This is a genomic window from Aquabacterium sp. (assembly GCF_036273115.1).
Classification (GTDB): domain Bacteria; phylum Pseudomonadota; class Gammaproteobacteria; order Burkholderiales; family Burkholderiaceae_C; genus Aquabacterium.
In genome coordinates, this window is record NZ_DASUIN010000026.1 from 72,201 (window position 1) to 84,775 (window position 12,575).

Annotated in this window: 8 protein-coding genes; 7 read left to right on the forward strand and 1 reads right to left on the reverse strand. The window is 62.8% G+C overall.

Going from position 1 to position 12,575, the window contains the following annotated elements; genetic code table 11:
* Positions 1 to 8: 8 nt before the first annotated feature.
* Positions 9 to 905, reverse strand: coding sequence for an SDR family NAD(P)-dependent oxidoreductase (locus VFW72_RS11515; RefSeq protein ID WP_329674441.1), 897 nt, complete (start codon positions 903 to 905; stop codon positions 9 to 11).
* Positions 906 to 1,056: 151 nt separating this feature from the next.
* On the opposite strand from VFW72_RS11515, the gene VFW72_RS11520 reads away from it, so the two are divergent.
* The 7 genes from VFW72_RS11520 to VFW72_RS11550 all read left to right on the forward strand — a co-directional run bounded on the left by VFW72_RS11520 (position 1,057) and on the right by VFW72_RS11550 (position 12,556).
* Positions 1,057 to 2,076: a hypothetical protein gene (locus tag VFW72_RS11520; protein ID WP_329674442.1), complete on the forward strand. Its 1,020-nt coding sequence runs from the start codon at positions 1,057 to 1,059 to the stop codon at positions 2,074 to 2,076.
* Positions 2,073 to 2,912, forward strand: coding sequence for a hypothetical protein (locus VFW72_RS11525; RefSeq protein ID WP_329674443.1), 840 nt, complete (start codon positions 2,073 to 2,075; stop codon positions 2,910 to 2,912). Before VFW72_RS11520 ends, VFW72_RS11525 begins: the two co-directional genes overlap by 4 nt.
* 20 nt (positions 2,913 to 2,932) lie before the next feature.
* A complete protein-coding gene (locus VFW72_RS11530) occupies positions 2,933 to 3,862 on the forward strand; it encodes a prenyltransferase (protein ID WP_329674444.1) in 930 nt (309 codons plus the stop codon).
* Positions 3,863 to 3,910: 48 nt separating this feature from the next.
* The gene (locus tag VFW72_RS11535) at positions 3,911 to 4,516 is read left to right on the forward strand and encodes a TetR/AcrR family transcriptional regulator (protein WP_329674445.1); all 606 of its coding nucleotides are present in this window, start codon (positions 3,911 to 3,913) and stop codon (positions 4,514 to 4,516) included.
* A 35-nt stretch (positions 4,517 to 4,551) separates the two neighbouring features.
* A complete protein-coding gene (locus VFW72_RS11540) occupies positions 4,552 to 5,652 on the forward strand; it encodes an alkene reductase (protein ID WP_329674446.1) in 1,101 nt (366 codons plus the stop codon).
* Between the two features lie 91 nt (positions 5,653 to 5,743).
* On the forward strand, positions 5,744 to 9,481 hold the full coding sequence (locus tag VFW72_RS11545; RefSeq protein ID WP_329674447.1) for a PAS domain-containing protein: 3,738 nt from the start codon (positions 5,744 to 5,746) through the stop codon (positions 9,479 to 9,481).
* 15 nt (positions 9,482 to 9,496) lie between these two features.
* On the forward strand, positions 9,497 to 12,556 hold the full coding sequence (locus VFW72_RS11550; protein ID WP_329674448.1) for a DUF748 domain-containing protein: 3,060 nt from the start codon (positions 9,497 to 9,499) through the stop codon (positions 12,554 to 12,556).
* Positions 12,557 to 12,575: the final 19 nt, after the last annotated feature.

Genomic DNA, 12,575 nt, shown 5'->3' on the forward strand with positions numbered 1-12,575 from the left:
GTGAGGCCTCAGCGGCCCTGAGAGGCGTTGCTCAGTTCGCGTTGCGACTGCAACATGCCGTAGGCTGGCACCACCTCCCCGTGTCGGTCGGTGACCTGATCGAGTTCCTGCAACAGCACTTCGGCTGCATCCGGTCGCGCGCCCAGGTACAGGCCTTCCGTCAAGGTCACATGAGCGGCAGCAAATGTGCCAGCGCCGGCGCACAGAATGGTGCGGCTGGGTGCGTCGTCGCACACCAGCATCAGCAAGCCGGGTGTGACGCGTTCGGGCTGAAATTGGGCCAGCACTTCGGGCGTCAGAATGCCCTCGGTCATCTGGGTGGCGGCAGTCGGCGCCAGACAGTTGACCCGGACGTTGGTTTTCTCGCCTTCCAGTGACAGGGTTTGCATCAGGCCCACCAGCGCCATCTTGGCCGCCCCATAGTTGGCTTGACCAAAGTTGCCAAACAGGCCCGACGAAGAGGTGGTGAAGACGATGCGCCCGAACTGCTGTGTCTTCATGGTGTCCCAGACGGCTTTGGTGCAGTTGACCGCACCCATCAGGTGAACATCGACCACCAGACGGAAGTCATCCAGCGACATTTTCGAGAAGCTCTTGTCTCGCAAGATACCCGCGTTGTTGACGAGGATGTCGATGCGGCCCCAACGCGCCACGGTTTCGTCGGCCATGCGCTGCATGGCGGCTGCATCGGTGACCGACCCGGCAAAGCCGATGGCCTGGCCCCCTGCAGCGACGATTTCATCGACCACGGCTTGCGGGTCGCCCATGTCATTGACCACCACTTTGGCGCCGCGCGCTGCCAGTGCAAGCGCGTGCGCGCGTCCCAGACCGGCCCCAGCTCCGGTGACGATGGCCACACGGTTGTCGAAACGAATGGCGGAGGAGGCGGTGGTGTTTGAACTCATGGTGGGTGGGGGAGTCTGTTTGGGATCGACCGTTTGGCCGATTCCCCCTTCAGTGGGGGCTCGGCGTCACAGTTTGCTGACATGTGAACGATACCATCCGACCCCGGGCCGTCCCGGAACCCAAGCCAATATCAAACAGAGAGGAAATCACATGAACCCCATTCACATCCTGCGCGCGTCTCGCGTTCAAGCTCTGGCCTTCACGGTCGTGTCGGCGGCCGCCTTGACAGCCTGCGGCGGTGGTGGTGGCGGCGACAACAGTGGCCCTGCCCAGCCTTCATCCCTGCAACGATTCGCGATCAACGAGGGCAATTACAAGGACGTGATCAGCACGTCTGGTGCGGCCACCATGCAGGCCACGCAGCCCAGTGGCGCCGCCTCGTTGGTGGGTGTGCAAGCGCGCACCGGCAACTGGATGAGCTGGGTTCAGGCCGTGATCGAGCAAGTTCGCGCCACTCCCGCAATGGATCGCTCGTTGCTGGGCGTGGAACAGTCGATTCCCTGCGCGTCCGGTTCGGGTACGGTGGTCTACACCGACACCAACAAGAACGACGTGGTGGATGGTGGCGATGTGTTCCAGGCCGATTTCCGAGCCTGTCAGGCCGTGGATGGGTCGGGCAAGTACGACGGCAAATTCGTCATGACGGTTCAGAACGTTTCGGGTAATGCCGAAGGACGTGCTGCGAAGCTGGCCTTCACCTCCTTGAAGGTCGAGCAGGCTGATTTCAAGGGCACCATTGACGGCAACATGTTGTTGGTCACCACCACCGATCTGCTCATGATCAATGCGCCCGAGCTGAAACTCTCGACCTCAGCGGCTGGTGCGGCCGTGGTCGAATCGTGGACCCACTTCCAGTTCTCGGTCGAGGCTGCCAGCGGTGGCTTCTCGGCGGGTTCGCGCATGACGTTTGGTGGTTCCTTGGTCAGCAGTGAGCTGGGCAACAAGCAAGTTGACATCAGCACCCCGGTGGCGCTGGTCTTTGACGGGGAAGCCGAGGCGCCGAGCGCGGGGTCGATGCTCGTCAGTGGTGCGAACGGCTCGACGGCGACCGTGACGGTCGCCAGCAGTACCTCGGTCATTCTGGCTGTCGACGCCAATGGCGACGGCAAGCCTGAGCAATCGAGCACCACGACCTGGAACGAGTTCCTGGGCGGTGCGGCGCCTTTGTGAACCTGGGGTCGCTGCCTGGTTGGCGAGCCAGCGCTGTGGGCTGCCTTGGCGCAGCCCTGGCGCTGATTTCGCCCTCTATGGTGCAGGCTCAGTCTGGATGGGCTCTTGAGTTTGCGCCAGTGGTGCAGGCCAGCCACTGGCGCGAGTTCGATGCGCAGGGCGCTCGCTTGCTGAGGGAAGAGGGCGTCTTGCGGGGCGCGCAGCTGAAGTTGCAAACGCACTGGGCGGGTGTGCAGTGGTCCGTTGCCGCCCAAGGGGTATCGGGGCTGCGCCACTACGACGGTCAGGACAACGCGGGCGCGGCTGCGCAAACCGATGTGCAGGTGGGCTCGCGCCAATGGTCGCTCGCCGGACTGTATCGCTGGTCTACTGGGTTCCTGATGGGCGTCGAGGCTCAAGGTCGCCATCTCAAGCGCCAGTTGCTTGACGTGCCCGGTGGTGCCAGTGGGTATACCGAGCGTTGGCATGGCGACATGGTCTGGTGGCGTCTAGGCTATGCCATGCCCATGGGCGCCGGGGTGGCGCAGTTGACGGGAGCATGGGCCCCATGGGCTCGTTCTGCTCTGGATCTGGACATGCCGGGATATGCCCCGACCCGCTTGCGGCCTGTGCAGGATCGGGCCGTGCAGGTGCAGGCCGGCTGGCTCAGCGGCCCGGGGGCCAGTGGGCTGCCTGGGTGGCAGTGGGGCATCAGCAGCGTGGTCGAACAGCGGTGTTTCGATCGCAGTGAAGCCGTGCCACTCAAGCGCCTTGGGCGACTGGTGGGTGTGGTCAGGCAGCCGCAGACCGAAGAGTTCGGCATTTCGGTTTCCTTGCAGTTGCAGCATCACTGGTAAGCGCCCGCCACAATCGGGGCATGCAGACAATTTCCTTGCAAGCGCGGCTGGCTCCAGCTCGGCCGCCCTTTTTGTTGTTGGCCCTGTCGTGCGTGGGCTTGGGTCTGGCCCTGGCGTGGCGGGTGGCCGGGCCCGCCCACACTTTCTGGCTGGATGCCCTGGGGGCCTTGATCGGGGGTGTGGCCGCCCACGTGGCGGTCAATGCGCTCAACGAGTACGTGGACTTCCGCTCGGGCCTGGATCTCCTCACGCAACGCACGCCCTTCAGTGGGGGCAGTGGCGCTTTGCCCGCCCATCCGCAATTGGCAAGATATGCCTTGTTCATGGGCGCTGCTGCCGCCGCCTTGACGGTGTTCATTGGCGGCCTCTTCATGTGGGTGCATCCTGAGCGACTGCCTTTGTTGCTGCCCATCGGTTTGTTGGGGCTGACCTTGGTGGTGTCCTACACGCCGTGGATCACACGCATGCCCACGCTGTGCCTGGTAGCGCCAGGGCTTGGCTTTGGCCCGGTCATGGTGCTGGGCACCTTGGTGGCCCTGACGGGGCAGATGTCGTGGCAGGCGATCGCATTGAGCGCCATCCCCTTTTTCCTGACGAACAACCTGTTGTTGCTCAATCAGTTTCCTGATGTCGAGGCGGACCGGCAAGTCGGGCGCCGAACCGCCCCGATGGTCTGGGGCTTGCGCGTGTCGACGCAGGTCATTGGGCTGCAGTGGGGCATGGCAGGTTTGGTCCTGGCTGGTTTGCTGGTCGGTGGCCAGATGCCCGGGCCGAGCGGGTTCTGGTGGAGCGTGTTGGTTGTCCTGTTTCTGGGGCTGAGCCGCGTTTGGCGCGATCTTTGGCGCCACGCCCAAGCCCCTGCCTCGCCAGTTCCGCCGGGCATGGCTGTGAACGTGGCCTTGACGGTCGGCTTCCCATGGGTCATCGCCGCCGGGGTGCTGTGGGGATAAAACCCCTTCAGTCTTATGGTTTAAGACGACTGGTCATATTATGTCGGCATGCCACGCACCGCCGACAAAAACGACATCCCCCAGCGCCTGACCGAGGCCGGCTACCTGCTGTTCACCCGGTTGGGCTACAACGCCACCGGCATTCAGCAGATTGCGGACGAAGCCGGCGTGCCCAAGGGGTCGTTTTACAACCACTTCGACAGCAAAGAAGCCTTTGCGGCGGTCATCATCCGCCAATACACCGATTGGGTGCATGAGGCCTGGGGCAACTGTGTCAGCGAGGCCCCGTGTCAGGCCCAGGACGATGCCTTGGGCGTGATGCGCTATGTCTTCGAGCGCTTCATTCGCCACCACGAGCAGGCCACCACACCCGGCTGTCTGGTGGGCAATTTTGCGGCCGAGGTGGCCGAGTCCAGCCCCACCTGCCGTGCCGTCCTGGGCAGTGCCATGCAGGAGTGGCGCACCTTGCTGGCCGGCCTGATGGCCTTAGGGCAGCAGCAAGGGCAGATCAGAACCGACCGCAGTGCCATCGACCTGGCCGCCTTTTTCTGGGATGTCTGGGAAGGCGCCTTGCTGCGCATGAAGATCGAACACAACTCTCAACCCCTCAAGGACGCGGTTCAGCTGATGCTGGATCACTTTCTGCGTCCCTGAATCCTTTCCAACCGCTCACTGTCTGGAGAACCCTCATGGCAAATGAAGCCAATTCCCCTCTGTTCCAGCCCCTGAAACTGGGCCGCATTGAACTGGCCAACCGCATGGTCATGGCCCCGTTGACCCGCAACCGCGCGGGCGAAGGCAACGTGCCTGGCGACATGACCGTGGAGTACTACGCGCAGCGCGCCTCTGTGGGGCTGATCGTGGCCGAAGCCACGCAGGTGTCGGCACAGGCGCAGGGCTATGTCTCGACGCCCGGTTTGCACACCCCTGAGCAAGTTGCCGGCTGGCGCAAAGTAACCGATGCCGTGCACCAACGCGGTGGTCGCATCTTTGTGCAGTTGTGGCACACCGGCCGCATGTCGCACACCGCGTTCCAGCCCGATGAGAAGGCACCCGTGGCTCCTTCGGCCATTGCCGCCAAAGCCAAGACCTACATCCCTGGCGTGGGCTACACCGACACATCGGTGCCGCGTGCCCTGGAAACGGCTGAAATTGCCGGCATCGTCCATGACTTCCGTACCGCGGCGCGCAACGCCATCGAGGCGGGCTTTGATGGCGTGGAAATTCACGGCGCTCACGGTTATCTGATTGACGCCTTCCTGCGCGACGGTTCCAACCACCGCACCGACCAGTATGGCGGCAGCATTGAAAACCGCGCCCGCTTCCTGCTGGAAGTGATGCAGGCTGTGACCGAAGAGATCGGCGCAGACCGCGTCGGCATCCGCATTTCGCCTGTGTCGCCCGTCAACGATTCAAGCGAAAGCCAGCCGCAGCCGCTGTTCGAGTACGTGGTGCGTGAACTCAACAAGATCAAGCCCGTGTACATCCACGTGGTGGAAGGCGCCACAGGGGGGCCGCGTGACAACGCCCCGTTCGACTACGAAGCCCTGCGTCGTCTGTACGACGGGGTCTGGATGGTGAACAACGGCTACACCAAGGAAATGGCCGAGGCGGCTCTGCAGGAAGGGCGTGGTCAGTTGGTGTCGTTTGGGCGCTTGATGATCTCGAACCCTGATCTGCCACGCCGCTTCCGTGAGAACGCCCCGTTGGCACCGCTGTTTGCCGATGCGCCTTTGTACGGTGGTGTGGGTCCACACGGTTACACCGACTATCCGGCCTTGCCAGCCTGAATGGCTCGAGGGAACTAGCGGCTTTCCCTCTTTTGTGAGGGGGGCGTCTGGGGTAGAAAGCTGGTTTGCGATCCAGCAGGAAGTTCCAGCGTTGAGCCCCTCCCTTCGTTTCTGGCGCATGTGCCTGGCGGCCACCTTGATGTGGGCTACGGCACATGCTGCTCCGCCGCCACACGACATCACCGTTGTGGCCGACGACAACTACCCGCCTTTCATCTTCCGCGACGCCAAAGGCGAGCTGACCGGGCTGACCGTCGACCTGTGGCGATTGTGGGAAAAGAAGACGGGCCGCCGTGCTCACATCCTGGCCACGGACTGGGCCAAGGCGCAGCAACTCTTTGATGCGGGGACGGGCGATGTCATCGACACCGTCTTTCGCACCCCTGAGCGAGACCGGATCTTTCGTTTTTCCAAGCCTTACCAGGACGTATCGGTGCAGATCTACACCGATCAGGACATTGGTGGGATCAGCAGTGTCAACACCCTGCAAGGGGTGCTGGTCGGGGTCAAAGCCGGCGATGCCTGCGGCGAAGTCTTGCGCGGCCAGGGCGTGCTGGTCGACGGACGTTATGACAGCTATCAGGACATGGTTGGGGCCGCGGCAGCGGGACACATGAGGGTGTTCTGCATGGACGAGCCCGCAGGCGATTACCTGATTTACCGTGCCGGGCTCGATGATCGGTTTCGCAAGTCGTTTGCCCTCTATACCGGGCAGATGCATCGCGCCTATCGGTCTAACGATCCTGTTCAGCTAGAGCAAGTCGAGGCGGGTTTTGACGCCATTTCCGACGCGGAAATGACCGAGTTGCGTGACCGATGGATGGGGACCCGCATGAGCGGGTTGCCGTGGGGGCGCTATCTGATCTATTTCGGCGTGGGAGGCGGGGTGCTGGTGCTGGGCATGATGACCTGGGGCATGCTGTTGCGCCGCCTGGTCCACCAGCGCACCGCCGCTTTGCAAGACGAACGCCAGTTCCTGCGCATCCTTGTCAACACCTTGCCTGATCTTGTCTGGCTCAAGGACGAGCAAGGCGTCTATCGGCTGTGCAATGCCCGCTATGAGGACTACATCGGCTTGCCTGAGGCCGAAATTGTGGGCAAGCGAGACGAAGATTTTGTCGATGCCGAGCAAGCGCGCGCCTTTCGTCGGGTTGATCAGCGTGTGATGGAAACTGGGCAGAGCCTGGTCGATGAGCGGCAGGTGACCTATGCCCGCGATGGCCATGTGGCCCGAGTCGAGTCGGTCAAGACCCCGATGCGGGATGCGAAGGGCCGCATCATCGGCGTGCTGGGGTTGGCGCGAGACATCACCCAACACCGCGACAACGAAGAACGTCTGGCGCGGTTCAATCGCCTCTATCAGGTGCTGATGGAGGTCAATGAGGTCGCTGCTCGCAAGCTGGAACCCCATGCCCTGTATCAGGCCGTGTGCGATGTGGTGGTGCGACACGGCGGCGTCATGCTGGCCTTTGCTGCCGAACCCGATGCCGATTGCAAACGCCTCGTGCCAGTGTGCTGGGCGGGTGAACAGTCGGGCTATGTCGATGACCTGATTCTGCCGCTGGATGGCGACCCGTCGCAGTGGGGGCCAACGGCCAGAGCTTTCCATTCGGCCACCCCGCAATATTGCGACGATGTGAGCGTGGATCCATTGATGGCCCCATGGCATGACAAGGCGGTGGCCGCGGGGTTTCAGAGTCTGGCCTGCTTGCCCCTGAAAGTGGGCGGCGCGGTGCGTGCCGTGTGCAACCTGTACACGGACAAGCAGGCAGTATTCGATGAGCAGGTCCAGCAACTGGTTCTTCGTTTGGCCGACACCGTTTGCATGGCGCTGGAAGCGCGTGAGGCGGCCTTGGCCCAAGCCAGGGCCCAGACCCGACTGGCACAGAGCGAGGCGCGCTTTTCCCAGATGTTCCTGACCAGCCCCATTGGCATGATTCTGTGCCGTCTGGCCGATCAGACCGTGGTCGACGTCAACGAGTCGTGGCAACGTCTGATCGGCCTGGACCGCGATGCAATCGTTGGGCACGGGGTGGATGATCTCAAAATCTGGACCGGCGAAGCCGTGCACGAGCGCCTCGAGGCCATTCAACGCCTGCGCTGGGGGGAAGACATTGACCGTCTTGAGACGACCCTGGTGACGCGTCAGGGCGAGGTGCGTGACGTGGTCTGGTCTGCCACCCGAATCAACCTCGCTGACGATGTGTTCCAGCTCGAATCGTTCGTTGACATCACCCTGCAGAAACGAGCCACGAAGAACCTGACGTATCACAACGAAAGGCTCGAGTCTGCTGTCAGCTTGCGAACGGCCGAGTTCAATAGCCTGTTCCAGGCCTTGCCCGATCAGTACTATCGTCTGGCCCTGGATGGCACGGTGATTGACCATCGTGCCGGCGTTGGCGCACCTGTGACGCGCTGCCTCATCCGCAACGGCATGAAGCTGCAGCTGGGGCTGCCGCCCGATGGCGCGGAGCGACTGACGCAGGCTCTGGCCCAGGTGCATGCGCAAGGCCAGATGGTCATTGACTATGCCTTGATCGGTGAGGGCGCGACGGCGCGCGAGCAGGTCTACGAGGCACGGTTGCTGCCTTTGGGGAAAGACGAAGTGATGGCCGTGATTCGCGATGTGACCGAGCAGCGAGCCTTGGCCGCCGAGCGCGAAGCGGCGCGTGAAGAGGCCGAACGCCTGGCGCGAGTCAAGAGTGAGTTCCTGGCCAACATGAGCCACGAAATCCGCACGCCGCTCAACGGGGTGTTGGGCTTGGCCCAACTGGGGTACCTGGAAAGCGCGGGGCAGCCCACCCAGAAAACGTTTGAAACCATTCTGGATTCGGGGCGCTTGCTGCTGGGTGTGCTCAATGACATCCTCGACATTTCCAAGCTGGAAGCAGGGCAGGTCGCCATCGAGTCCCGTCCGCTGGTGCTGAGCACCTTGCTTCACGAGGCCATCGACATGGTGCGCAGTCGCGCAGATGACAAGGGCTTGAGTCTTGTTCTGGAGTTGAGCCCTGATCTGCCCACATCGATCGAGGGGGATGCCCTCCGCATTGAGCAAGTGTTGTTGAATTTGATGTCGAACGCCATCAAGTTCACCGAGCGCGGCGAGGTGCGACTCCAGGCCCAGCCAGGGCCCGAATCGGTGATCTTGCAGGTGCGCGACACGGGCATTGGCATGAGTCCGCAAGAGCAGGCTTTGGCATTCGTGCCGTTCAAGCAGGCCGATTCCTCGACCACTCGGCGCTATGGGGGCACCGGGCTGGGCTTGAGCATCAGCAAACGCCTGGTCGAGCTGATGGGCGGGCGCATCGAGGTGAGCAGTCAGGTCGGGGTGGGCAGCTGCTTCACCGTAAAGCTGCCGTTGAACGCGGCCGGTTCAGGTCTCGCCGTGGCGCGGCCACCGACATCGTTGAAGCCGGTGATGCACCGCGAGAGTCACGAGAGCAGCCTGCAAGGCGTGCGTGTTCTGGCAGCCGAAGACAGCGAAGTCAACCAGATCGTGCTGGGCGAACTTCTGACCATGGAAGGCGCTGAGTTCACCATGGTGCATGATGGCAGCGAGGCCGTGGACCTGGTCGAAGCCAAGGGCGCGGGCTTCTTTGACCTGGTGCTCATGGATGTGCAGATGCCGATCATGGATGGCTACGAGGCCGCACGGCGCATTCTGAGCATCGATGCGACATTGCCCATCATTGGCCTGACGGCGCACGCCTTCGGTGACGCACTGGCCGCTTGCGATGCTGCTGGTATGGTTGCGCATGTGAGTAAACCTTACGATCTGCGCAAACTGGTGTCGGCCATGGTCCAGCACCTGCGGCGCCGATCAGCCTGATGAACGGTATCCGAGATGGAAGTGAAGTGGACCAAGGGCCGCGTGGCGGCGCTCGCCACCGTGGGAACGGTGGTGACGGCGGTGGCCTGCGCCTATATCTGGGGCCCCGAGTGGCTACGCCAGACCGCTGTTGAGCAACTGGGCCAGGCGCTGGGGCGCCGGGTCACGCTTGAGCGAGTCGAGTTCAAGCCCCTGCAATTGCGTGTGGGTCTGGATGGTCTGACCATTTACGAGGCCGATGGTCGGCAGCCCTTTGTGCAGGTCGGGCAGGCCAGAGTGCAGTTGTCTCTGTCATCCCTGCGGCACCTGGCGCCCGTGGTGGAGTCGGTGTCGGTCACTGCGCCGCAGGTCCATCTGGCGCGGCTGGCGCCCCAACGCTGGAACTACAGCGACATTCTGGCGCGGATGGCCGCTCGGCCAGCTCAACCTTCTTCAGGCGAGCCGGCCCGGTTTTCGGTCAACAACATTGCGCTGTCGCAAGGCGTGCTGACCTGGGACGACCGGGTCAGCGGCAGCCGCCACGAGGTGCGCGATCTGGCCTTGGCCTTGCCCTTCATTTCCAATCTGCCTTACGTGGCCGAGCAGTTCACCACACCGTCGCTGAGTGCGCGGGTCGACGGCGCCCCCTTCAAATTGACGGGCAAGACGCGACCGTTTGCCGCCAGTCGGGATGCCATTCTGAATGTGGAAGTGGGGGGCCTGCCCCTGGCGTCCTTTCTGTCCTTGGCCCCGTTCAAGGTCTCGGCTCGCCTGGACAAAGCTGACCTGGATGCGCGTCTGGCGGTGACCTTCCGGCAAGACGCCAAGGGATCGAGCCTGCACCTGCAGGGACAGGCGGCCTTGAAAGACCTGGCCTTGCACGACGAGGAAGAAGATCCGCTGGTGCAGTGGCGTGCGCTGTCGGTGCGACTGGGTGACAGCGAGCCTTTGCTGAATCGCTGGAGCATCGAGCAAATCACCTGGGATCAGCCTCGTGTCTGGCTCGAGCGCGAGCGCGATGGCCAATTGGCTTTGCTGGAGGCGCTCACCCCGAAGGCGGCCCAGCCCGCACAGGGGGCAGCATCCTCTGCTTCGCCCGCCCGATTACCCGCCAGTGCGGCTGCCAGTGCAGTGAAGGGGGCGGCCGCGCAAGACGCCGCCAGTTCGAAGTTGCGTTTGCAACTGGCGCAGTTCCAGATTCACGATGGAGAGGTTCACTGGGTGGACGCGGCCGTGCCTGCACGCCAGGCGCCCCGCGCGCAAGACATCACCGACATCGAGCTTGCCGTAGCGGGCATCAGCATGGCGCAGGGCCAGTTTGGTGACAAGCCTGTGCCTGTGACGCTAACGGCTCGGCATAACCAGAGCGGCCAACTGAGTCTGGCGGGCCATGTGAGCCTGCCGCGCGACGCGAAACCCTTGTCTGCGGTCTTGGATGTGGGGCTGCATGGGATCGAGTTGACTGCCGCCCAGCCTTATGTGGCGGACCAGTTGAACGTGGCCTTGACGCGCGGGGAGTTGTTCACCGACGGTCGCCTGGAGGTGTCGCTGCCGGCTGGTGTCTTGCCTCGCATCCGTTTTGAAGGCGATGCCTCTGTGCGCGGTTTGCGTAGCGTGGACAAAACCGGTGGAGAAGATTTCTTGCGCTGGAAAACCTTGGGCTTCAAGGCCTTGGCGGTGCAATACGGGGGGCAGGAGCGCAGCCCCAAGGTGCATCCGCTGGATCTGGGCGTGGGGGAAATTTCGCTGGATGACTTCTTTGCTCGCGTCATCGTCAAGCCCACCGGGCGCTTGAACCTGCAAGACATTTTGCGCACGGCGGAAGCGCAGGCCGCAGCCGAAGCCCATCCCAACGCGCCCCCCAATCCATCTGCCAAAGCCGCCGCCTCGGGGCCATCGCCTCGCATCGCCATCGGGCGCATTGTCATGAAGCATGGCCGGGTCGACTTTGCCGACAACTTCATCAAGCCCAACTATGCGGCCAACTTGACAGATCTGGATGGAACCGTGTCGGCCCTGGCTTCTGATCGCAGTCAGCCCGCTGACCTGAACTTGCGTGGTCGCATCGACCATGACAGTCCCTTGTCCATCAGCGGCAAGGTCAACCCGCTGGCACCGAAGCTGTATCTGCAACTGGCTGCCCGGGCCACCGACATCGAGCTGACCCGCCTGACGCCCTACTCGGCCAAGTACGCCGGCTACCCCATCACCAAGGGCAAGTTGTCGGTGGACTTGAAGTACCTGATCGACAACGGCAAGCTCGATGCCCAGAACCAGGTCTATGTGAACCAGCTGACCTTTGGTGGCAAGGTGGACAGCCCCGATGCCGTGAAGTTGCCCATTCTGTTTGCCATCGGCCTGCTGACCAACAGCAGGGGCGAGATGGATGTGAACCTGCCCATTTCGGGCACCTTGTCCGATCCCGATTTCAGCATTGGCGGCATTGTCTGGCGCGTGGTGGTGAATCTGGTTGAAAAAGCCGTGACGGCACCGTTCAGCCTGCTGGCCTCGGCCTTTGGTGGTGATGCTGCCGAGCTGGGCTATGTCGCCTTTGCTCCAGGCAGCACGGAACTGGCCCCTGAAGCCAAGTCCAAGCTCGACACCTTGGTGAAGGTCTTGCTGGATCGTCCAGCCTTGAAACTCGAAATCTCGGGTCGAGTGGACCCGGCCACCGAGCAGGACGGCGCACGCCGTGCCTATGTGGCCAGTCGCATCAAGGCCCAGAAGGTGGCGGATCTGGTCAAGCAAGGGCAGGCGGCCAACAGTGAGCAGATCACCGTGTCGGCGGCCGAGTACCCAAAGTATCTGGAGCGAGCCTACCTGGCTGAGCCGTTTGACAAGCCCCGCAATGCTTTGGGCATGACGAAGTCACTGCCCGTGCCTGAGATGGAGCAGCTCATGCTGCGACACGCTTTGGTTGACGAAATGTGGTTCAAGTCGATTGCCGATGCGCGTGCGCTAGCGGTGAAGAAATACCTGGATGAGCAGGGCCATGTGCCGGTGGACCGACTGTTCCTGGTGGCCTCCAGGCTCAGCCCCGAAGGCATTGCCGACAAGGGCGCGACTCAGCGGGTGGACTTCACCCTGGCTCATTGATCTTTTCAGGCCATTCCCG

Bases quoted from the DNA above. Each gene is read 5' to 3' on its own strand.
- VFW72_RS11550 (WP_329674448.1), top strand. From the start codon at position 9,497: ATGGAAGTGAAGTGGACCAAGGGCCGCGTGGCGGCGCTCGCCACCGTG.
- VFW72_RS11530 (WP_329674444.1), top strand. From the start codon at position 2,933: ATGCAGACAATTTCCTTGCAAGCGCGGCTGGCTCCAGCTCGGCCGCCC.
- VFW72_RS11515 (WP_329674441.1), bottom strand. From the start codon at position 905: ATGAGTTCAAACACCACCGCCTCCTCCGCCATTCGTTTCGACAACCGT.
- VFW72_RS11535 (WP_329674445.1), top strand. From the start codon at position 3,911: ATGCCACGCACCGCCGACAAAAACGACATCCCCCAGCGCCTGACCGAG.
- VFW72_RS11520 (WP_329674442.1), top strand. From the start codon at position 1,057: ATGAACCCCATTCACATCCTGCGCGCGTCTCGCGTTCAAGCTCTGGCC.
- VFW72_RS11540 (WP_329674446.1), top strand. From the start codon at position 4,552: ATGGCAAATGAAGCCAATTCCCCTCTGTTCCAGCCCCTGAAACTGGGC.